At 66.0% G+C, this 21,642-nt stretch carries 21 protein-coding genes; 10 read left to right on the plus strand and 11 right to left on the minus strand.

What is annotated here, in order from left to right; genetic code table 11:
• Nucleotides 1-33: 33 nt before the first annotated feature.
• From ipdC to echA20, 4 genes are read right to left on the minus strand one after another with little or no spacing between them, the layout of a single operon-like run.
• The gene (gene ipdC / locus ACVWWN_RS08890) at nucleotides 34-1,095 is read right to left on the minus strand and encodes a (3aS,4S,5R,7aS)-5-hydroxy-7a-methyl-1-oxo-octahydro-1H-indene-4-carboxyl-CoA dehydrogenase (protein WP_457143564.1); all 1,062 of its coding nucleotides are present in this window, start codon (nucleotides 1,093-1,095) and stop codon (nucleotides 34-36) included.
• Nucleotides 1,092-1,841 (minus strand): cholesterol ring-cleaving hydrolase subunit IpdB, encoded by a 750-nt coding sequence (gene ipdB, locus ACVWWN_RS08895; RefSeq protein ID WP_457143565.1) that lies wholly within the window; start codon nucleotides 1,839-1,841, stop codon nucleotides 1,092-1,094. Before ipdB ends, ipdC begins: the two co-directional genes overlap by 4 nt.
• Complete coding sequence (ipdA, locus tag ACVWWN_RS08900; protein WP_457143566.1) at nucleotides 1,838-2,725, minus strand: cholesterol ring-cleaving hydrolase subunit IpdA; 888 nt, start codon at nucleotides 2,723-2,725, stop codon at nucleotides 1,838-1,840. Before ipdA ends, ipdB begins: the two co-directional genes overlap by 4 nt.
• Entirely contained in the window at nucleotides 2,715-3,476 is a 762-nt protein-coding gene (gene echA20, locus ACVWWN_RS08905; RefSeq protein WP_457143567.1) for a (7aS)-7a-methyl-1,5-dioxo-2,3,5,6,7,7a-hexahydro-1H-indene-carboxyl-CoA hydrolase, read from the minus strand. Before echA20 ends, ipdA begins: the two co-directional genes overlap by 11 nt.
• Nucleotides 3,477-3,558: 82 nt before the next feature.
• On the opposite strand from echA20, the gene ACVWWN_RS08910 reads away from it, so the two are divergent.
• The 4 genes from ACVWWN_RS08910 to ACVWWN_RS08925 are packed head-to-tail and all read left to right on the plus strand — an operon-like array spanning nucleotide 3,559 to nucleotide 8,359.
• Nucleotides 3,559-4,311 (plus strand): SDR family oxidoreductase, encoded by a 753-nt coding sequence (locus ACVWWN_RS08910; protein WP_457149059.1) that lies wholly within the window; start codon nucleotides 3,559-3,561, stop codon nucleotides 4,309-4,311.
• A gap of 29 nt (nucleotides 4,312-4,340) precedes the next feature.
• Nucleotides 4,341-5,246, plus strand: a complete 906-nt coding sequence (locus tag ACVWWN_RS08915) for an SDR family oxidoreductase (protein ID WP_457143568.1) — start codon at nucleotides 4,341-4,343, stop codon at nucleotides 5,244-5,246.
• 57 nt (nucleotides 5,247-5,303) lie between these two features.
• Complete coding sequence (locus tag ACVWWN_RS08920; RefSeq protein WP_457143569.1) at nucleotides 5,304-6,302, plus strand: TAXI family TRAP transporter solute-binding subunit; 999 nt, start codon at nucleotides 5,304-5,306, stop codon at nucleotides 6,300-6,302.
• Nucleotides 6,299-8,359 carry a TRAP transporter permease gene (locus ACVWWN_RS08925; protein ID WP_457149060.1) on the plus strand — a complete coding sequence of 687 codons (2,061 nt, stop codon included), beginning with the start codon at nucleotides 6,299-6,301 and terminating at the stop codon, nucleotides 8,357-8,359. Before ACVWWN_RS08920 ends, ACVWWN_RS08925 begins: the two co-directional genes overlap by 4 nt.
• Nucleotides 8,360-8,677: 318 nt before the next feature.
• On the opposite strand, the gene ACVWWN_RS08930 is transcribed toward ACVWWN_RS08925, so the two are convergent.
• The 5 genes from ACVWWN_RS08930 to ACVWWN_RS08950 all read right to left on the minus strand — a co-directional run bounded on the left by ACVWWN_RS08930 (nucleotide 8,678) and on the right by ACVWWN_RS08950 (nucleotide 12,482).
• A complete protein-coding gene (locus tag ACVWWN_RS08930; RefSeq protein ID WP_457143570.1) occupies nucleotides 8,678-9,127 on the minus strand; it encodes a nitroreductase family deazaflavin-dependent oxidoreductase in 450 nt (149 codons plus the stop codon).
• Between the two features lie 34 nt (nucleotides 9,128-9,161).
• Entirely contained in the window at nucleotides 9,162-9,899 is a 738-nt protein-coding gene (locus tag ACVWWN_RS08935) for a mycothiol-dependent nitroreductase Rv2466c family protein (RefSeq protein ID WP_457143571.1), read from the minus strand.
• 28 nt (nucleotides 9,900-9,927) lie between these two features.
• The gene (locus tag ACVWWN_RS08940; protein WP_457143572.1) at nucleotides 9,928-10,803 is read right to left on the minus strand and encodes an alpha/beta fold hydrolase; all 876 of its coding nucleotides are present in this window, start codon (nucleotides 10,801-10,803) and stop codon (nucleotides 9,928-9,930) included.
• A 108-nt stretch (nucleotides 10,804-10,911) separates the two neighbouring features.
• Nucleotides 10,912-11,307, minus strand: coding sequence for a hypothetical protein (locus ACVWWN_RS08945; RefSeq protein WP_457143573.1), 396 nt, complete (start codon nucleotides 11,305-11,307; stop codon nucleotides 10,912-10,914).
• Nucleotides 11,307-12,482, minus strand: a complete 1,176-nt coding sequence (locus tag ACVWWN_RS08950) for a steroid 3-ketoacyl-CoA thiolase (RefSeq protein WP_457143574.1) — start codon at nucleotides 12,480-12,482, stop codon at nucleotides 11,307-11,309. Before ACVWWN_RS08950 ends, ACVWWN_RS08945 begins: the two co-directional genes overlap by 1 nt.
• Before the next feature lie 121 nt (nucleotides 12,483-12,603).
• Here ACVWWN_RS08950 and ACVWWN_RS08955 point away from each other — a divergent pair, with 121 nt between their 5' ends.
• Genes ACVWWN_RS08955 through ACVWWN_RS08980 form a run of 6 tightly spaced genes read left to right on the plus strand, consistent with a single transcriptional unit; the run spans nucleotide 12,604 to nucleotide 18,635 of the window.
• Nucleotides 12,604-13,845 (plus strand): cytochrome P450, encoded by a 1,242-nt coding sequence (locus ACVWWN_RS08955; protein ID WP_457143575.1) that lies wholly within the window; start codon nucleotides 12,604-12,606, stop codon nucleotides 13,843-13,845.
• Between the two features lie 25 nt (nucleotides 13,846-13,870).
• Nucleotides 13,871-14,890 carry an acyl-CoA dehydrogenase family protein gene (locus ACVWWN_RS08960; RefSeq protein WP_457143576.1) on the plus strand — a complete coding sequence of 340 codons (1,020 nt, stop codon included), beginning with the start codon at nucleotides 13,871-13,873 and terminating at the stop codon, nucleotides 14,888-14,890.
• Nucleotides 14,875-16,041 (plus strand): acyl-CoA dehydrogenase FadE29, encoded by a 1,167-nt coding sequence (gene fadE29, locus ACVWWN_RS08965; RefSeq protein WP_457143577.1) that lies wholly within the window; start codon nucleotides 14,875-14,877, stop codon nucleotides 16,039-16,041. Before ACVWWN_RS08960 ends, fadE29 begins: the two co-directional genes overlap by 16 nt.
• Nucleotides 16,042-16,099: 58 nt before the next feature.
• Entirely contained in the window at nucleotides 16,100-17,071 is a 972-nt protein-coding gene (locus tag ACVWWN_RS08970; RefSeq protein WP_457143578.1) for a bifunctional MaoC family dehydratase N-terminal/OB-fold nucleic acid binding domain-containing protein, read from the plus strand.
• Nucleotides 17,068-17,472 carry a MaoC family dehydratase gene (locus tag ACVWWN_RS08975; RefSeq protein WP_457143579.1) on the plus strand — a complete coding sequence of 135 codons (405 nt, stop codon included), beginning with the start codon at nucleotides 17,068-17,070 and terminating at the stop codon, nucleotides 17,470-17,472. Before ACVWWN_RS08970 ends, ACVWWN_RS08975 begins: the two co-directional genes overlap by 4 nt.
• An 8-nt stretch (nucleotides 17,473-17,480) precedes the next feature.
• Nucleotides 17,481-18,635, plus strand: coding sequence for a lipid-transfer protein (locus tag ACVWWN_RS08980; RefSeq protein WP_457149061.1), 1,155 nt, complete (start codon nucleotides 17,481-17,483; stop codon nucleotides 18,633-18,635).
• 13 nt (nucleotides 18,636-18,648) lie between these two features.
• Here the strand turns inward: ACVWWN_RS08980 and ACVWWN_RS08985 are convergent, their stop codons facing one another.
• Both ACVWWN_RS08985 and ACVWWN_RS08990 read right to left on the minus strand, forming a co-directional pair.
• Entirely contained in the window at nucleotides 18,649-19,314 is a 666-nt protein-coding gene (locus ACVWWN_RS08985) for a DNA-binding response regulator (protein WP_457143580.1), read from the minus strand.
• A gap of 1 nt (nucleotide 19,315) precedes the next feature.
• Entirely contained in the window at nucleotides 19,316-21,481 is a 2,166-nt protein-coding gene (locus ACVWWN_RS08990; RefSeq protein ID WP_457143581.1) for a sensor histidine kinase, read from the minus strand.
• Between the last annotated feature and the right edge of the window lie 161 nt (nucleotides 21,482-21,642).

A 21,642-nucleotide genomic window follows, 5' to 3' on the forward strand; every position in this document is an offset into this window, starting at 1 on the left:
CTGGAAGGTTTACCGTACGGCTAGCCGGACGAGCTAGTCGGCGAAGGCGGCGGCCGTCCTGAGCTGTTTGACGGCGTCGGAGACGATGGATTCGATCAGTTCGGCGCATGACGGCAGATCGTCGAGGATGCCTGCGACCTGACCGGACGCCAACACGCCGGCATCGGTGTTGCCCTCCACCAGGCCTGCCTTCAACAGCATCGGGGTGTTGGCCGCCATCACCACCTGTGACCAGGTCAGTTCTTTCCCGTGTCGCATCTGAAGACCGTCGTTGATCATCGACCGCCAGGACATCTGCGACATCTTCTTGAATTTCTGCGCGTTGCGCAGCGCCGCGCTGAAACCGCGCATCCGGGATCCGCTTTCGAGCTTCTCGACAAGGCCGGTGCGCAGCACCCGGTGCGGCATGCCGTCGACGCGTGTTGACACCACCGTGCCGTCCAACCCGGCCTCGAGATAGCGCCGCTTGACCGCGTCGGGCACCGTTGAATCGGAGGTGAGCAGGAAGCGGGTGCCCATTGCGACGCCCGCCGCACCGTAGGACAACGCCGCCGCCAGCCCGCGGCCGTCGAAGAATCCACCCGCCGCAACGACGGGAATGTCGACGGCGTCGAGCACGGATGGCAGCAGGAGCGTCGTTGCCACCGGTCCGGTGTGCCCGCCGCCCTCGCCACCCTGGACGATCACGGCGTCGGCGCCCCACCCGGCCACCTTCTTCGCGTGTTTGGCCGCGCCGACCGACGGAATGACCACCACACCGGCATCTTTGAGGCGGGCGATCAGGTCGGGCTTGGGTGCCAGCGCGAACGAGGCGACCCTGACGCCTTCGCGGATCAACAGGCCGACCCGGTCGTTCGCGTCACCCGCATCGGCGCGGATGTTGATCCCGAACGGCTTGTCGGTCGCGGCCTTGACCTTGGACACCGCGGCGGCGAGTTCCTCGAGCGTCATGGTTGCCGAGGCCAGGATGCCCAGCCCGCCGGCATTCGAGGTTGCCGATACCAGCCGCGCCCCCGCCACCCAGCCCATTCCGGTCTGCACCACGGGATGTTCGATGCCGACCAGTTCGGTCAACGGTGTCGTCAATCGAGTCACGATCGGATCTCTCTGTCCCGCAGCGATTTCGGATCGATCACCTGCGCAATGAGCCGCTGCTCCTCGCCCGACGGGAGACGCGTCATGTCGGCGTAGTCCAGGCCGTGCACCTCGAAGGAGGTGTTGTCGGCCACCTGTTCGGCCGCGACGCCGGGATGTAGCGACACCGCTCTCATCTGGTGATCGGGTCCGTTGAAATCGAACACGCCCAGATTGGTCACCACCCGGTACACGTCGACGAACCGGTAGGCGGGGTTGTCGGTGTCGACCTTGTCCCAGCCGATGCCCGACACGATGTCGACGGATTCACCGAACACCCGCTTGGAGTGGTTTCCCACCCAGTAGCTGGTGGCGTGGTTGATGGTGTTGCCCGGCGCGCCGCGTACCCCGAACATCTGCCGGGTCGGGTGCTGCAGCGGCCCGAACGCGGAGAGATTCTGGTTGCCGTAGCGGTCGATCTGGTTGGCGCCCATGACCACATGGCGCCGGCCCCAGGACAGCGTCTCGAAGACCCGGCCGAACGGCATCCAGCCTTCGATCGCGCCGACGACACCGATCGCGGGCGTGTCGGCCATCAACCGGGCCTCACCGTCAGTGAGCAGGATGTCGGGGGAGAAGGTCAGCCGCGCCAACCGGGCGCCGATCGCAACCATCGTCGCCATCGGGCTCACCATGATCTCGCCGGCGTCGCGGAAGAGTTCAGCGCATGCGACGGCACACACTTCGGCACGCGTCACGGAGATCATTTGATCGCCTCTTCGGCGCCGGCGAACTTGCGCACCGCGGCCTGGTAGTCGGCCTCGCCTCCGGACAGATAGCTGGTGAGGAACTCCTGCCAGGCTTGGTCGGAGGCGGCCGCCTCGGCGTAGTGCCGCTGGAACTTCTCGTCACGGCGGTAGTCGGGTTCGGCGGTGGTGAAGTGGGCGCCGTTGGGTGCCTCGACGACGGTGTCGACCATCATGCGGTTGATCAGCAGCGCCTGGGGTGGCACGGCCTTGACGAGCTCGTCGGTGGACACCACCCGTTCCACCGACAGGTAGCGTCGCTGTGCCGCCATCAGGAACAGATCGTCGAAGTACGGGTCGATGCCGGTGTAGGCGGCGTTGCCTTGCGCGTCCCCGAGATTCATGTGGACGAAGGCGGCATCGAGTGTCAGCGCGGGCATCGCGACGAGTTCCTCGACGCCGCCGTCGGTTGGATACGGTGACGTCACCGTCTTGAGTTCGTCGCCCCAGAACGCGCGCACATCACTGCCCAGTCCGGCACGGATCGGCAGGAACGGCAACCGTTGAGCCGCCGCCTGCAGTCCGCAGCGCAGCATGCCCTCGTCCATCTCGCGGGACTCGATGGCGCCCGAAGTGCGGGCCTTGGCGAACCACGGATCGTAGAACGGCGCCGAATCCAGTGACACGAAGCCGTAATACACGCGGCGCACCTTGCCGGCCGAGCACAAGAGCCCGAGGTCGGGTCCGCCGTAGGTGACGACGGTCAGATCCTCGACGTCGGTACGCAGCAGCGCCCGCACGAACGCCATGGGCTTGCGGCGGGATCCCCAGCCGCCGATACCGACGGTCATCCCGCTCTCGACCGAGGACACCGCCTGGTCCACAGTGGTCCGCTTATCGGTCATTTCGACCCTTGTCGGTCCCGGCGAATGCATCGCGGTGCTCATCGGAGACCCCGGCGAGGTTGAGCTCGAACGTAAAGCCTTGCTCCATCCGGTAACTGGAGTTCACCCGTTGCACATCGATGAGGTTGAGCGCTTCCTTGGCCGCCCGGATGACCCGGGTGTCCTTGGCCGCGATGTCGCGGGCGACCCGCAGCGCGGCCTCGTCGAGTTCGTCGCGCGGGACGACTTCATGCACCGAGCCGAAGTGGTGCAGCGTCGCGGCGTCGACGGTGGCGGACGTGAAGAACAGCCGGCGCATCATGTGTTGGGGCACCAGTCGGGACAGGTGCGTGGCCGCACCGAGCGCGCCGCGTTCGACCTCGGGCAGCCCGAACGTCGCGTTGTCGGAGGCGACGATGACGTCGGCATTGCCGACGAGCCCGATGCCGCCGCCGACGCAGAAGCCATTGACGGCAGCGACGACCGGAACGGCGCATTCGTACACCGCGCGAAACGCCTCGAAGCATCCCCGGTTGGCGTCGATCAGTGCGGTGAAGCCCTCCGTGTTCTGCATCTCCTTGATGTCGACACCGGCGTTGAAGCCACGCCCCTCGGCCCGAAGTATCACGGCATGGGTGCTCTGCTCGCGGCCCGCGGCCGCGATGGCATCACCCAGTTCGAACCAGCCTTTCGACGGGATCGCATTGACCGGTGGGTAATTGACGGTGACCGAGACGATGCCCGGCTCGACGGTTTCGGTGGTGATCGTCATGGGTGATACCTCAGTTACTCCGGGGTCGCTACCTGAGCAAGCACTTGCTTGGTACCCTAGCACGGTGACCGACGCGCCAGATATGAACCTCGGGCTCTCGGGCAGGGTCGTGCTCGTCACCGGCGGGGTCCGCGGGGTCGGCGCGGGAATCAGCGCCGTGTTCGCCGGTCAGGGCGCGATTGTCGTGACCTGCGCCCGCAGGACGGTCGACGATCTGGCCTACGAGTTCCACGCCTGTGACGTTCGCGACGACGGTTCCGTGAAGGCACTCATCGACGCCATCGTTTCCGCGCACGGCCGCCTCGATGTGGTGGTCAACAACGCGGGCGGCTCGCCCTACGTGCCGGCCGCCGAGGCGTCGGCCAGATTCAACACCAAGATCATCGAACTCAACTTGCTTGGGCCGCTTTCGGTTTCGACGCACGCCAACACCGTGATGCAGGAGCAGTCGTCGGGTGGGTCAATCGTCAACATCGCCAGCGTTAGCGGACGGCGTCCGACTCCGGGCACCGTCGCCTACGGCGCCGCGAAGGCGGGCATGGAGAGCATCACCAGCACGCTGGCCGTTGAGTGGGCACCCAAGGTCCGGGTGAACTCGGTGGTGGTCGGCATGGTCGAGACCGAACAGTCGCAGCTGTTCTACGGCGACGCCGACTCGATCGCGGCGATCTCGCGCACCGTCCCACTCGGCAGGCTCGCCAAACCGGTGGACGTCGGCTGGGCCGCGGCCTTCCTGGCATCCGACGCCGCCTCCTACATCAGTGGTGCGTCGCTCGAGGTGCATGGCGGCGGCGAACCACCGCACTACTTGGCAACCACGACGGCGATCAAGTAGCTCGTCTGCGAAGCAAGGAGACCAGGAATATGGGATTGCTCGACGGCCGTGTGGTCATCGTGACGGGCGCGGGCGGGGGGATCGGGCGCGCACACGCGCTGGCGTTCGCCGCCGAGGGCGCGCGCGTGGTGGTCAACGACATCGGCGTCGGTCTGGACGGCTCACCCGCGGGCGGCGGCAGCGCCGCTCAGGGTGTCGTCGACGAGATCTCCGCAGGGGGCGGCGAAGCCGTCACCAGCGGGGCCGATGTCGCCGACTGGGACGCAGCCGCCGGACTGGTCCAGACCGCGGTCGACACCTTCGGCGGGCTCGACGTGTTGGTCAACAACGCAGGCATCGTGCGCGACCGGATGTTCGCGAACACCAGCGAGGACGAGTTCGATGCCGTCATCGCCGTCCATCTCAAGGGGCACTTCGCCACCATGCGGCACGCCGCCGCCTACTGGCGTGCGCAGTCCAAGGCGGGTCACGCCGTTGACGCCCGCATCATCAACACGAGTTCGGGCGCGGGCCTGCAGGGCAGTGTGGGGCAGGCGAACTACAGCGCCGCCAAGGCCGGGATCGCCGCCATGACGTTGGTCGCCGCGGCCGAGATGGGTCGCTACGGCGTCACGGTCAACGCGATCGCCCCGTCGGCCCGGACCCGGATGACCGAGACCGTGTTCGCCGAGATGATGGCGACCCAGGATGCTGGATTCGACGCGATGGCACCGGAAAACATTTCACCACTGGTGGTTTGGCTCGGCAGCGTCGAGTCCAGGGACATCACGGGACGGATGTTCGAGGTCGAGGGTGGCATCATCCGGGTCGCCGAGGGCTGGGCGCACGGACCTCAGATCGACAACGGAGCGCGGTGGGCTCCGGCGGAGCTCGGGTCGGTCGTGCCGGATCTGCTCGCCAAGGCGCGCCCGCCGGTCCCGGTTTACGGCGCCTAAACCTGCGAAACCGCCGCTGAACCCGAGCGTCCCGACCATGATGGAACGATGCGACGGATGAGACTGCCGGTTCTGGTCGGCGCAATGTTGTTGCTATTGGCCGGGTGTGGTGGACAGCGCGGCGGCGATTCCGCCGCCTCGGAGACCGAACCGACGTCGTGCGAAGTGACCGCCGACGCGCGTCTGAGTGTCGCGACGGGAAACACCACCGGTGTTTACTACACCCTCGGTGGCGCCTACGCCGAGGCGATAAGCCAACAGACCGGCGGCAAATTGAAGGCCACCGCCGCCGAGACGTCGGCATCGCTGCAGAACATTCAGCAATTGGTGGCCGGCACGCACCAGGTGGCGTTCTCGTTGGCCGATACCGCCGCGGACGCGGTCAACGGCACCGCGTCGTTCTCGGAGAAACAGCCGATCGCGGCGTTGACCCGGCTGTATCCCAACTACACCCAGGTGATTGCCCTGACCGACTCCGGTGTCAACTCGATCGCCGACATGCGGGGTAAGCGAGTGTCCACCGGAGCGCCGAACTCCGGCACGGAGGTGATCGCCAACCGGATGTTGCAAGCCGCCGGACTCGACCCGGCCAAGGACATCCAGGCGCAGCGCACCGAACTCGGCAAGACCGTCGAGGGCATGAAAGACGGTTCGATCGATGCCATGTTCTGGTCGGGCGGACTGCCCACCGGCGGCATCACCGATCTGTTCGTCAGCCGGCGTGACGGCGTCAAATTCCTCGACGTGACCGACACACTGCCGAAACTGAAGGAGATCAACTCCATCTACGAGCGCGGCGTCATCCCGGCCAGCACCTATCAGACACCGGCGGACGTGCCGACCGTGGTCGTGCCGAATGTGCTTCTGGTCAAAGACGATATGGATGGAAACACCGCCTGCGTGCTGACCAAGGCGCTGTTCGACCACAAATCGGACCTGGTGAAGGCGAACAAGGCGGCGGACGGCATCACGCTGGAGACCGCACGCCAGACCGACCCGGTACCCCTGCATCCCGGCGCCAAGAAGGCGCTCGACGAACTGGGCGCAGCCAGCTGACCGAGAGCGCTCGCGAGACCGGCCGGCCGGCACCGGCCGGAGACGTCGTCGCGACAACTTCCTACGAAGAAGAGAAGCCGGCCCGCCAGCTGACCGGTTGGGTCCACCATCTGGTGACCGCGGCCTGCGTCGTGATCGGGTTGTTCGCGCTGTACCAGGTGTTCTTTCCGCTCGCGGCGGGCAACCAGGTCTCGCTGATCTGGTTCCTGGCAGCGGTGCTGCCGTTGACACTGCTGTGCTACCGCTCCGGGCTGCGGCTGCGCCGTGACAAGACCGCGCCCCCGCGGGCGAACCCGACACCGATCGACTGGCTGCTAGCGATAGTGGCGTTGGTGGTGTGCCTCTATCCGGTCATGCCCTTCGAAATCGCCGACGGCGGTGGGGGGTTCGATGAGTTCTTGAGCCGGCAGAGCACTCCCGGGACGGTCGACGTGCTCGTCGGCACGATCGTGATCGTGCTGGTCCTGGAGGCTTGCCGCCGGACCACTGGCGCGGCGCTGCCCATCGTGTGCCTGATCGCGCTCGGCTACGCCTACTACGGCGGTTACCTGCCCCAAGGAGCGGCGATCGCGCACGCCGGCGTGGACTGGAACCAGATCGTCAGCGCATCGTTCCTCCAATCGACCGGCCTTTACGGGGTGCCGCTGGACGTGGCGGCCACCTACATCGTGCTGTTCACCATCTACGGCGCTGTGCTGGACGCGTCCGGCGCCAGCAAGTTCTTCATCGATCTCTCCTTCTCCGCGTTCCGTCGATCCCGGGCGGCACCCGGCCGCACGGTGACACTGGCGGGATTCCTGATGGGCAGCGTGTCCGGTTCCGGGACGGCGACGACGGTCAGCCTCGGCTCGGTGACATGGCCGGTGCTGCGTCGCGCGGGCTACCCGAGCGAGAACGCGGGCGGAATGCTCGCCGCCGCCGGTATCGGCGCCATCCTTTCGCCGCCGACTCTCGGCGCCGCGGCCTTCATCATCGCCGAGTACCTCGGGGTGCCGTACCTGACCGTCCTGGTGTGGGCGATCGTGCCAACGATCCTGTACTACCTCGGCATCCTGCTCGCCGTCGAGATCGACGCCCGGCGCTACGCCACCCGTGAAGTCGACGTCGGAGCGGAATCGACCTGGCGGCTACTGGGGAGATTCGGCTATCACCTGATCTCACTGGTGATGATCGTGGTGTTCCTGGCGATGGACATTTCGGCGATCCGGGCGGTCGTCTACGCCACCCTGGTGCAGATCGTGCTGTCGTACCTGGACCGCGAACACCGCCTGACCCCGCTGAAGCTGTACCGCGCATTGGCCACGGGCGTGCGAGGTGTGCTCGCGGTGGCGGCGGTGTGTGCCGCCGCCGGTGTCATCGCCGCGATGATCACCAGGACCGGCCTCGGCCTGCAGCTGAATTCGATTCTGGTGAACTCCGCTCGGTCGATCAGCGAAAACCCCACCGCGGTCCTCATTTTCACGGCGATCTTCGCCGCGCTGGCAGTGTCGGTGCTCGGCCTTGCAGTCCCGGTGACGGCCTCCTTCGTGATCAGCTGGGTGATCATCGGGCCGGCCCTCCAGGATCTCGGCGTAGCCGCCCCCGCCGCCGCGATGTTCGTCTTCTACTTCGCGGTGCTGTCGGAAGTGACGCCACCGACGGCGCTTGCGGCGGTCGCGGCTTCCGCGATCACCGGGGGCAGGGTGATGGGCACCATGTGGCAGACGTGGAAGTACACGCTGCCCGCGTTCCTGGTGCCGTTCGCGTTTGTGCTGACCGACAACGGTGAAGGCATACTCGGCCTGCGATCGTTTCCCGATATGGTCTGGACGGCGGTGGTCGGTGGGGTGGCGGTGGGGGCGCTGGCCGTGGTCACCGGTGGGTGGCTCGTGCACCGGGCGGGTTGGCCCGAGCGGTTGCTGTGCGTGCCGGCCGCGGCGCTGCTGCTCTACCTCCACCCGATCACGATGGCGGTGGGCGCCGGTCTGCTCGCGGTGGCCGTGGCACTGAACCTGTTTCGCTCGGCTGACCGGTCACGCGACCGGCCAGACGGTGATGATGCGGAGAATCACGAATAGACCGGCGCCAGGCCGGCGATTGTCGTATAGAACCCATCAAACCCATCCGGTCCTCGGGGACCCGATCCTGCACCAGCCCGCCGACCGGCGCGGTGCGGTGGTGAATCCGGTACGCGAGAAGTCTGATACTCCTTTTCTTCAACGCATCCCGAAATCGACAGGGAGGGTTGTCTATCGGCTCCCGGCGTGATGTTTTCGATTGCTCGGGCCGACTGAGCCCGTCTCACCGGCGTGGACGTCGACGGCGAGATCGTGGACATGCCGGCCAGCGGTTTGATCGACGAATGTTCCAACATGAAACCGCCCACCTGGACGGTGTCATCGCTCGCAGACGACCAGCGGAATCACCCGATCCGCCGCATTTCGATAGCCGCGGTACGGCGGATACATCCTGATCAGCTTGGGCCAGTAAGTTTTTCGCTGCTCGTCGGTGGCGTCGCGTGCGACAAGATCGAGGTGCTCGTCACGAATCTGGATGTGGACGTTGGGATCTTCTTTCAAGTTGCGGTACCAGCCGGGGTTGCTGGTGCGGCCGCCGAATGACGCAGGAAGGATCACCCGCCCGGCCTCGCGCAGATACAGCGTGGGGGTGGTGCGCTGTCTGCCGGTCTTACGACCCGTCGTCGTGATCAAGGCGGCGGGCAACCACAGCAGCTTCGCCCCCAGCCGCCCGTCGGTGCGCCGATAGATCCAGATATGTGCACGTGCGAAGTACTTCATCAGCAGCACGAGAGCGCTCGAATTCCTGATCCGTCGCCGCTGGGCCATACCGCATGACTTGCCGCGATCGGCGACGCGCAAACTATTTCTTCAGCCGACGGCTTCCGCCGTGCCAATCTTCTTCGATGCCCGTCGACGCCTCGTCGACGCCGAAGCTGGCCAGCTGGGGTCGTTCCAGCAGGCTGCGCTTGAGCTCGGCGAATCCGGCGAAGCCGGCGAGGCCGACGATGTGGTCCCAGAGGCGGCCGGCGTCGTCGGGGTTCGGCAGCCGGCTGATCACCGGTCCGAAGAACGCCGTGCCACCGGGCGGTGCGAAGTGCAGGATCGGTGTGCCGACGTCACGCCCGGTCAGTGCCAGCGCCTCCTCGGTCTCGGCGCGAATCTCGTCGTCGAGTGTCTGGTCGTCGAGTGCGTCGGCGAGATCCGCGGGCAGGCCCGCCGCACGCAACAAGGGTTCGACTGTGCCTCGCTCGGCCCGGCCCTTCGCCGAGAGCGGATCGACGTCACGGGACGTGTCGAAGATGCGGGTGCCGAACGCCTCGTACAGCGGCGCCACCGCGTCGCGGCCGTGTTCGGCGCGCGCCCGCGCGGCCACCCGCAGCAGCCGCAGGCCGGCGGTGTGCCCGTCTTCGTAATCCTCGGGGAACTGCGCTGCGTAGTCCACGTCGGCGTTGACGATCCGCAGCGAGATGAACCGCCAGTCCACCCGGTATTCCCGTTGGGCGGCCACCATCCGCACCCATTTGCTCGTCATCCAGGCGAACGGGCACACCGGGTCGAAGTAGAAATGCAGGTCTGCAGGGATCGGGTCAAAGGTCATACCCCAATTGTGCCCGTGCCGCGGTCGCTCAGGACGCGATGAACCGGTGTACGGCAGCCGCCACCTCGTCCGGGCAGTCCTCCTGGACAAAGTGCTTGCCGGGCAACAGGATTGCGTCGTCGACGCCGGATGCCAGCTGGGCCTGCACCCCGTACCGGCGCCAGGGGAGCATCCGGTCCCGCTCGCCCCAGACGATCTGTACGGGGTAGGGCGTGTTGCGCACCGCATCCAGATAGCGGCGCCGATCCGCGGCCGTCAGCTGAAACCCCCGCATGATCTTCAGGAATGCCCGTCCGTTGTCCTCGCCGAACAGCAACGGCAGCCAGCACCCGATTTCGGCGGTGGGGACGTGCCGGCTCACCCCGACCAACCGCATGATCGCCGCAAACGCGCCGGGCACCCGCAGCGACTGAAGCCACGCCTCGCCGAGGCCGCGGTGGGCGAACGGCTCCATCGGCCATGGTCGATGGAAGGCGTCCACCGCGATGATCGTGTTCAACAGCGTCATCGACAGCACCCGCTCGGGTGCGGTGTGGGCGAGTTCGAAGCCGATCGGTCCGCCGATGTCGTGCACGACGAGGTGGAACCGGTCGAGTTCGAGCGCGTCGGTCGCGGCGAGCAGCCAACGGCCGAGCCCGGCCCAGGTGTAGTCGGCATCCGAGGGTCGCTGCGCCAAACCGAGACCGGGCAGGTCGACGGCGATCCCGCGCAGACCTTTGTCGGCCAGGGCGGTCACCACCTTGCGGTAGACGTACGCCGACGCAGGCACCCCGTGCACGCAGACCACCGCCGGAGCGTCGCGTGCGCCGTAGTCGAGCAGGAACGATGAAATGCCGCCCGCGGTGAAGGTCTGCCCCGACGCCCGATAGGCGCTCAGCAATCGCCCCACTTCTGCTGAAGTCATGCTGACGAAACGGATTCCATCCGGCAAGTCATACCGTGGTAGTCCTCGAACATCGGGCACATGGCCACCGACCTTGCCCAGTATTGTTGCCGCTCTTCTTCATTGGCCTCATGGGCGGTCAGGTGTCAGGAACGGGCGGATGTCGGCGCGGATGTGGTGGATCTGCCCGTCGGATGCGGGGATCACGAAGGTCTCGTCGATGTGGGCGCCGACCCGCCGTCCGGCGAGCGTCGGCTTGGTCACCAGATCGAAACGGGCCTGGACACGATCGCCGTCGACGGAGAACTCCGGCACTGTCGTCGCCCGGATGACCCGGTACTGCGGGCCGCCATTCAGGCTGCGGCGCAGGTGATTGCCTGAGAAACCGGTTTTGAGCCCCACCTCGATCCGGATGCAGCCCGGGGCGAACGGGACCGCATCCGCGTCATGGCTGACCAGTGCATCGATGTACGTCTGGGCGGCGGCGATCCGCTCTGCCTCGGTGAAGACCCGGGTCTCGGTCACTAGATCCGCTCGATGATGGTGCCGGTGGACAACGCGCCGCCCGCACACATCGTGATCAGCGCCGTCGTCTTGTCGGTGCGCTCCAATTCGTGCAATGCCGTGGTGATCAGTCGGCTGCCGGTGCTGCCCACCGGATGGCCGAGTGCGATCGCGCCGCCGTTGACGTTGACCGTGTCCATGTCGGGTTCGTGGATGCGGGCCCACGACAGCACCACTGAGGCGAAGGCCTCGTTGATCTCGGTGATGTCGATGTCGCCCATCTTCATCCCCGCCTTCTCCAGCACCTTCGCCGTCGACTGCACCGGGCCGTCGAGGTGGTAGTACGGCTCGGAACCGACCAGCGCCTGGCTGATGATGCGGGCACGCGGCCTCAGCCCGAGCGCCTTGGCTACATCACTGTCCATCCACAGCACCGCGGCCGCGCCGTCGGAAATCTGTGACGACGTGCCCGCCGTGTGAATTCCGTCGTCCAGCACCGGCTTCAGCGACGCCAGACCCTCGAGAGTGGTGTCACGCAGGCCCTGGTCCCTGCTGACCGGCGCACGCTCCGAGGTGGGCTGCTTGTTCTCATCGAGCACCGGCGCCTCGATGGGCGAGATTTCCCGGTCAAACCGGCCCTCGGTCCACGCCTGGGCCGCCTTGCGCTGCGAGTCGAAGCCGAACCGGTCGATCTCCTCGCGGGTGATGCCCCGGCGCTTCGCGATGCGTTCGGCGGCGGTGAACTGATCGGGCAGGTCGATGTCCCAGGATGCGGGCCGCAGGATGCTGCGATCGGGGCCCGCATTGGCGCCCAGCCCGACGCGGCTCATCGCCTCGATGCCGCAGGCGATGCCGATGTCGATGGCGCCCGCCGCAATGAGGCCGGCCACCAATCCGTTGGCCTGCTGACCGCTGCCGCACTGGCAGTCGACCGTCATCGCACCCACGTGCTCGGGCAGGCCGGCCACCAGCCAGCTCACCCGGGTGATGTTGTTGGACTGCTCGCCGAACTGTGTGACGCAGCCGCCGACGATCTGCTCGACTTGGCCAGCTTCGAAGCCGGCGTCGATGCCGGCCTTCTCGACGAGCGCCTTCTGCGTGGCGCCCAGCAACTCGGTGGCGTGCAGGCCGGACAGCCATCCGTTTCGTTTACCGATGGGGCTGCGAGTGGCCTCCACGATGACAGGGTTACCCATTTCGACAGGCTAGAACACGTTTCATTAGTCTGACAAGCGAGGATGCCGACGTGCCTTTTATCTGCGGTGGAGGCATGTTTTACTGGCACTAGAACACGTTGCAATTGAGGAGACCAATTTTATGGCACCCCCCAATCTTCCGGCTGACTTCGACTTCCTCGACCCCGACGTCAACCTCGCCGGCCTGCCCGTCGAGGAGTTGGCCGAGCTTCGTCGGGTCGAGCCGATCCACTGGGTGGACGTGCCTGACGGCACGGGCGGCTTCGAGGACAAGGGGTACTGGATCGTCTCCAAGCATGCCGATGTCAGGGAGGTGTCCAAGCGTAACGACGTCTTCTCCAGCTGGCTGAACGGCGCCATCCCGATTTGGCCGCCAGAGATGAAACGTGAGCAGGTCGAACTGCAACGCAGCGTCATGCTCAACATGGACGCCCCGCACCACACCCGGTTGCGCAAGATCATCTCGCGGGGGTTCACGCCCAGGGCCATCGGACGGCTGGAGGAGGAACTGGCCCAGCGTTCCCAGAACATCGCCAAGTCCGCGGCCGCCGAGGGCAGCGGCGACTTCGTCGAGCAGGTGTCGTGCGAGCTTCCGCTGCAGGCCATCGCCGGCCTGCTCGGGGTTCCACAGGACGACCGGGACAAGCTCTTCCGCTGGTCCAACGAGATGACCGGTGGCACGGACCCCGAGTACGCCGACGTGGATCCTGCACAGTCCTCGGCGGAACTGATCATGTACGCGATGGCGATGGCCGATGAGCGCGGTAAGAATCCGACCGACGACATCGTCACCACCTTGATCGAGGCCGACATCGACGGCGAGAAGCTCTCCGACGACGAGTTCGGTTTCTTCGTCATCATGCTTGCCGTGGCCGGCAATGAGACCACTCGCAACTCGATCACCCACGGCATGATCGCCTTCGCGAACAACCCAGACCAGTGGGAGCTGTTCAAGAACGAGCGCCCGTCGACTGCGGCGGACGAGATCATCCGCTGGGCCACCCCGGTTTCGGCGTTCCAGCGCACGGCCAACGAAGACGTCGAATTGGGCGGGGTCACCATCAAGAAGGGCCAGCGGGTGGTGATGTCCTACCGATCGGCCAACTTCGACGATGAGGTTTTCGAGGACCCGCACAGCTTCAACATCCTGCGCGACCCGAACCCGCACGTCGGCTTCGGTGGCACGGGCGCGCACTACTGCATCGGCGCAAACTTGGCCAGGATGACGATCAACTTGATCTTCGACGCGGTCGCCGACCACATGCCCGACCTCAGGCCCATCGGCGAACCCGAGCGGCTACGGTCAGGTTGGCTCAACGGGATCAAGCACTGGCAGGTGGACTACACCGGCGCGGGCGCTTGAACGCCTGGGATCGAGGAGGATTCGGGTGGACTTCAGTCCAGACGAAGGGCAGCAGGCTGTCGCCGATGTGGTGACGTCGGTGCTGGAACGCGACAACAGCTGGGAGGCGCTGGTCGCCGGAGGGGTGTCGGCGCTGGCCGTGCCCGAACGCCTCGGGGGTGACGGCGTGGGACTCTCCGAGATCGCCACGGCGCTCGTCGAGATCGGCAGACACGGCACCATCAGTCCTGCGCTGGCCACCCTGGGATTGGGCGCCGCCGTCCTGCGGGAGATGGCCACCGAGGCCCAGCAGGACCGTTACCTCGCGGGAGTCGCCAAGGGCTCGGTGCTGACGGCCGCCCTCAACGAACCGGGTGTTGCGCTGCCGGACCGTCCTGCAGCCAGCTATACGGGCGGCAGACTGAACGGCACCAAGGTCGCGGTTCCGTATGCGGGGCAGGCGGATTGGATCGTCGTGACGGCCGACAGTGGCGTGGTGGTGGTGTCGCCGACGGCCGACGGTGTGCAGGTGACCAAGACGCCGACGTCCAACCATGGCGACGAGTACACCGTCACGTTCAGCGACGTCGCCGTGAGCGACGATGACGTGCTGTCCGGGGCTGAACCGCATCGGGCGAATCAACTGGCGCTGGCCGCGATCGGCGCGTTCGCGTCCGGTCTCGTCGCCGGTGCGTTGCGCCTGACCGCCGACTACGTGGCCAACCGTCAGCAGTTCGGCAAGCCGCTGTCGACGTTCCAGACGGTCGCCGCGCAACTCGCGGAGGTCTACATCGCCTCGCGCACACTGACATTGGTGGCCACTTCGGCCGTGTGGCGGCTCGCGGAGGGCCGTGACGCCGACGGCGATCTCGACATCCTGGGCTACTGGCTGGCCTCCCAGGCGCCTCCGGTCATGCAGATCTGCCACCACCTGCACGGCGGCATGGGTATGGACATCGCCTACCCGATGGACCGGTACTACTCCACGGTCAAGGACCTGACCCGGCTGGTGGGCGGTCCGTCGCACCGCCTCGATCTGGTGGGAGCACAATGTTCATCGAACTGACCCCCGAGCAGAAGCACCTGCAAGCAGAACTGCGGCAGTACTTCTCGAACCTCATCTTCCCCGAAGAGGCGAAGGAGATGAAGAAGGACCGCCACGGCAAGGCGTACCGCGCGGTGATCAAGCGCATGGGTTCGGACGGAAAGCTGGGCGTCGGCTGGCCCAAGAAGTTCGGCGGGCTGGGCTTCGGCCCCATCGAACAGTCGATCTTCGTCAACGAGGCGCACCGTGCCGACGTGCCGCTGCCCGCCGTCACGCTGCAGACCGTCGGACCGACGTTGCAGGCGTACGGAACCGAACTGCAGAAGAAGAAGTTCTTGCCGGGCATCCTCGCCGGCGAGGTGCACTTCGCGATCGGGTACACCGAGCCGGAGGCGGGCACCGACCTCGCATCGCTGCGAACCACGGCGATACGTCAGGGCGACGAGTACATCATCAACGGCCAGAAGGTGTTCACCACCGGCGGACATGACGCCGACTACGTCTGGCTGGCATGCCGCACCGATCCGGAAGCCACCAAGCACAAGGGCATCTCGATGCTCATCGTGGACACCGCCGACCCCGGTTATTCGTGGACGCCGATGATCCTGTCCGACGGTGCACACCACACCAACGCCACGTACTACAACGACGTGCGGGTGCCCGCCGAGATGCTCGTCGGTGAGGAGAACGGTGGCTGGCGGCTGATCACCACGCAGCTCAACAACGAGCGCGTGATGCTGGGGCCCGCCGGCCGGTTCGCGGCCCTGTACGACCGGATACACGCGTGGGCGTCCAAGCCCGGAAGCAACGGAGACATTCCGCTCGACCACCACGACGTCAAACGCTCGCTCGGCGAACTGAAAGCGATGTGGCGCATCAATGAACTGCTCAACTGGCAGGTGGCGGCGTCGGGGGAGACCATCGACGTGGCCGATGCGGCGGCGACCAAAGTGTTCGGCACCGAACGCATTCAATACGCGGGGCGGCTGGCCGAGGAGATCGTCGGAACGCACGGCAATCCGGCGGATCCGGATACGGCCGAACTGCTCGAATGGCTGGACAGCCAGACCAAGCGCAACCTCGTCATCACGTTCGGTGGAGGGGTCAACGAAGTCATGCGGGAGATGATCGCGGCGGCGGGACTGAAGGTTCCGAGGGTTCCGCGGCGATGAGCCGCGATGAGCGCTTGCGCGAAGAGCAGACCAGGGGTGTCGCGAAGAACAGAGAATCATGACGACGACGGACGACATCAAGGCCGCGGCCGAGCGAATCAAGGCCGAGGGTAAGAGCAAGCCACGGACCGGCCGGCACCCGGTGAACCAGCCCATGGTCGATCACTGGCTCGATGCGATGGGCGACAAGAATCCCATCTACACCGACGACGCGGCGGCCAGGGCGGCAGGCCATCCCGGCGTCGTAGCGCCGCCCGCGATGATCCAGGTGTGGACCATGATGGGGTTCGGCGGTGTCCGTCCGGACGACGATCCGCTGAGCAAGATCCTCGAATTGTTCGACGAGGCAGGCTACATCGGCGTCGTGGCGACCAACTGCGAGCAGACCTACCACCGCTATCTGCGGCCCGGTGAAGAAGTCAGCGTCGCGGCCGAGCTGACCGATGTCGTCGGTCCGAAACGGACCGCGCTCGGCGAGGGATTCTTCATCACGCAGCGGATCACCTGGCAGGTCGGCGACGAGGACATCGCCGAGATGATGTGGCGCATCATGAAATTCCGGCCGGCCGAGAGGGACGCGGCAGGGGCGCAGGTGCCCGACGACCTCGACGCCGCGTCGATGATGCGGCCGGCGTCGTCGAGGGATACCAAGTTCTTCTGGGACGGTGTCAACGCACACGAACTGCGCATTCAGAAGCGCCAGGACGGCAGTCTCCAGCATCCACCGGTGCCCGCGACCTGGCGGGACCACAACGACGATGTGGTGTCGTCCGATTATCTTGTGGCCAGTGGCAGGGGCACCGTGTTCAGCTTTGTCGTACACCACGCCCCCAAGGTCCCCGGCCGCACGCTGCCGTTCGTGGTCGCGCTGGTGGAACTCGAAGAAGGAGTACGGATGCTGGGCGAGCTCCGTGACGTCGACCCGTCACGCGTCGAGATCGGACTGCCGGTGCACGCAACGTATATCGACTTTCCGGAGAGCGAATCAGGTCCGGCCTGGACGCTGTACGCCTGGGAGCCGGAGACGTGAGCGCGCCGACCGTCGAGGTGGGCACCCGGCTGCCCGAGCTCAAACTCTACGGTGACCCGACGTTCATCGTGTCCACCGCGATCGCGACACGTGACTACCAGGACGTGCACCACGACCGGGACAAGGCACAGGCCAAGGGCTCGAAGGACATCTTCGTCAACATCCTCACCGACACCGGACTCGTCCAGCGCTTCATCACCGACTGGGCGGGCCCGAACGCCGTCATCAAGTCGATCGGTTTGAGGCTCGGAGTGCCCTGGTATGCCTACGACACGGTGACGTTCACCGGCCAGGTAACCGAGGTCGTCGGCGGCTTGATCACGCTGAAGATCGTCGGCAGCAACAGTCTTGGCGACCACGTCGTCGCCACCGCCACGCTCACCATCGGGGGCGCGAAGTGACCGAGGGCCTGTCCGGTAAGGCGGCGATCGCCGGAATCGGCGCCACCGACTTCTCCAAGAACTCTGATCGCAGCGAACTGCGACTCGCCTCGGAGGCGGTGCTCGACGCACTGGACGACGCGGGGCTGACGCCGGGCGATGTCGACGGCATGGTCACGTTCACGATGGACTCCAACACCGAGGTGGCCATCGCCCGGGCGACGGGCATCGGTGAGCTGAAGTTCTTCTCGAAGATTCACCACGGTGGCGGCGCGGCCTGCGCGACCGTGCAGCAGGCGGCGATAGCAGTGGCTACCGGCGTGGCCGACTGTGTGATCGCATACCGGGCCTTCAACGAGCGCTCCGGTCAACGTTTCGGCCAGGTGCAGTTGCGACTGGTGGAGAACGCCGATTCGACCGGCGTCGACAACTCGTTCTCCTACCCGCACGGCCTGTCCACACCGGCCGCGCAGGTGGCGATGATCGCCCGGCGGTACATGCATCTCTCGGGCGCGACGAGCAAGGATTTCGGGATGGTGTCGGTCGCGGACCGCAAGCATGCCGCCAAGAACCCGAAGGCCTATTTCTACGAAAAGCCGATCACCATCGAAGACCACCAGAACTCGAGGTGGATCGCGGAGCCTCTGCGGCTGCTGGACTGCTGTCAGGAGACGGACGGCGGTGTGGCACTGGTTGTTACGTCAGCTGAGCGCGCCAAGGACCTCAGGCACCGGCCCGCGGTGATCGAGGCGGCGTCGCAAGGCGCCAGCCCGGACCAGTACTCGATGGTCAGCTATTACCGTCCCGAACTCGGGCTACCCGAGATGGGTCTGGTGGGCCGGCAGCTGTGGGCGCAGTCGGGGCTGAAGCCGACCGACGTCCAGACGGCGATCCTCTACGACCATTTCACACCGTTCACGCTGATCCAGCTGGAGGAGTTGGGGTTCTGCGGCCGGGGCGAGGCGAAAGAATTCATCGCAGGCGGAGCCATCGAGGTCGGCGGCAGGCTGCCGATCAACACCCATGGTGGTCAGCTGGGCGAGGCATACATTCACGGCATGAACGGCATTGCTGAAGGTGTCCGCCAGTTGCGCGGCACCTCGGTCAATCCGGTGCCCGACGTCGAGCACGTGCTCGTCACCGCGGGCACCGGCGTCCCCACCTCGGGTTTGATCCTCGGCTGAGCTCGCCGCAGGGCTACAGCTCGTCGATGTTGATGATCCCGTCCTGAAGCGCCCGCGCGACCAGCGCGGCCTTGGTCGGTGCCGGGCGCCCCACCGCGGCGTACTTGGCGCGCACGCGCTGCAGATGTGTGCGCACGGTCGATGGCGCGATTTGCAACTTGTCCGCGACGAGGTCCTTGCTGTCCGTCTGAAACCAGGCAATCAGGACTTCCTTTTCCCGTGCCGGAAGATTGGGCCGACCGATACTGCGGTCCCTGACCATGGCGCCGGCCATCCGGGGCGCGACGTAGGGGGTACGCGACACGGCAGCCGCGATCGCGCCGGTCAAATGGTCCTTACCTTCTGACTTCGCAATGTAACTGACCGCCCCCATGTCAAGACATTTCAGGATGATCTCATCGGTTTCGATGTGTGAGAAGACGATCGTCTGGTGGCCGGTCCTGAGAATCTGCTCGAGATCGGCGAGGTCAAGGTGCCGGCTCCGCATCTCGAGGTCGACGACGACGGCATCGACGTGGGCCGACCCTCGGGGGTGTTCCTGCAAGAATGATTCCGGAGTCAGGTAGCTGCCTGCCAGCTCGATGGGCGGATCGGTGCGGCTGAGCCAGACCGCGACACCTGCGTGCACGACGTCGTGATCGTCGATCAACGCAACTGAAATGCTTTGAGGCGCAGTCATGTCAAGCGTTCTCCAGTGTCGTGTCCGTTACTCTGCGGCGGATCGTGACCCACAACGTGTCCCCTCGCCGGACGACCTCTTCGTCGCCATCCATGCTCGTCATGTCGCTCTCGCAGCCGCGCGCCACCAGGCTGACCACAAGATCGGACTCGGCGGTGGTCAGCACCATGCGGAACCCCTCCGTGCTGTTCTCCAGGATGTCGGAGATCGAAAGGACGAGCCGTTCGACGCCGTCCTCATCCGGCGCGGGTGCATCGGATTGCACGTGAACGCTGACCTCAACGCCCCGGTAGGTGGCCGCCTCCAGGGCCGGTCTGATGGCCCGCAACAGTGGATGCTCAGAGGTCGACTGGTAGTCCAGAAATGCTCTGATACGCAGAGATTCAATGCGGGCCCGGTGCCGGAGTATGGGGTCGACGGGTTCGCCACGAGTCAGCGCTGCGAGTAACGGCACCGCGTTGCGCCGGATGTCGGCCACGCCTCGCCGGAACTCGTCATCGGCGTCGGCGGCGATTCGTTGGTGCGCCAGCATGTCGAGTCGGGCCGTGGTCTGCAGTTGCGTATCGGTCACCGCATCCGCGAACATCAGGTCGGCCATTTGGGCCGCGACCAGGAGCACGGCCAGCGATGCAGCCCAAAAGCCGAGCATGACCGCGGTTTCGGCGGACGGGGCACGCGCGAGGGTGACGGCGAACGCCCCCGCCGAATTGGCGCCGATGACGGCGAAAGCGCAGCGCAGTGGTAAGCCAAGCAGCAGTGGCGTCAGACACCAGCCGGTCACCCACAGTGACCATTCCGCCGCCGCGGACACCCGGCCCAGCGACAGCACAGCCGGCTGCAGCACCGTGACGGCCAGTAGCGCCGAGATACCGATCCAACGAAGCGCGCTGGTAGATTCCCGCAGGGTCGGGACGGCGCACAGGCAGGCCAGCGCCGACACCGCCGCCAGGGCCAGCTGCACATGCGGATGAGACTGTTGCACAAGCCAGTACGGCAGGGTGAGCACGATCACGATCAAGGCCCATCCGATCAACGTGTACGTGTAGCGTTCGTGGATCGCCTTGACGAGTGATTCGGCATCCGGCGCGGAGGCAGGTGGCTCACCACCGGGGCGATTGCCTGGCCATGTGAATGTCACCGCCGTGCCCTGACCGGGGGCAGAGCGGATGGCGACAGAGCCACCGACGCGTTTTACCCGGCCGACGATCGAGTTTGTTATGCCGTGGGTCCCGGTGAGGACACCCGGGGTGAAACCACATCCGTTGTCGCTGACCATCATCCGGTCGCCGGATATGTCAATGCGGATATGCGTGGCGTGCGCGTGCCGGTCGACGTTGTTCATCACCTCGCGGGTCGCTGCGGCGATGGCTGTGCCGACTTCTCCATCAAGCCATAGCTCAGAGGCGCCTTCGAAGCGGACAGGTGTGCACGTGCCGCACGCCACTTCGCGCAACGCCGACACCAACTCGATGCGCCGCGGGGGAGCCATGCATCGCCTGCGATCGAGGATGTCCAGCGCGTTACTCGCCTGCGCGGCCAGCCGGTCCGTCGGGATCGGCGTGCCATTGCCCACCAGCAACAGCGTCGACGCGACGGTGTCATGCAGCAGCGCACGCTGTTCGTCTCGGTAATTGCGCACATCCGCCGCTGCCCGCCGACGGATGTCGTCGGCCCGGCTGCAGTCCTGGCGCGCTGACCTGTTCACCGCGGCGACGCGCAGTAGTGTGAGCCGCAGCAGCAGACCCATCGCCGCGGCCATTGCCAGATACCGCAACGACACACCGCCGGCCACGCTCTCCCAGCCGACCAACGGCGCCGAGCCACACGCATAGGCGACCAAGATGAGCGCTGTCGTGGTCACGGAGATCGGTGGAGTCAAGACGACGGCCAAGCCCATGACGGTGGTGGTCGCGACCACGAATTGCACGCTCAAGCCCTGCGCTGATGGTCCGGAGACGGCGAGTGATGGAGCCGCCGCACACACCGCGAGCACGAACGCGCAATCGACCGCGAGAAGGATGCCCCGAGACGATCTGGTGGTGAGCCGGTATGTGGCCCACCCTCCCAGCACAGCGACCAGCCATATGCCGGCCGGCCCCGCCGAAGAAGTGGGGGCGAGCAGCACGGTGACTGAGGCCAACGCGTTGGTCAGATGCCGAGTAAGCAACGCTAACTTATTTGCTCGATCAAGCAGGCCGCAGGCAAGGTCAGCACGGGCGTCCGAAGCGAGCATGTCGGTTTTCATTGCTGAACCGTGGTTAGCCTTTCGTTTGCCGGATAGTTGGCATGCCCGTCGTGCGCGGAGAGGGGGTCGCCCAGTGCCCCCCG

It is taken from the genome of Mycobacterium sp. URHB0021 (assembly GCF_054057895.1).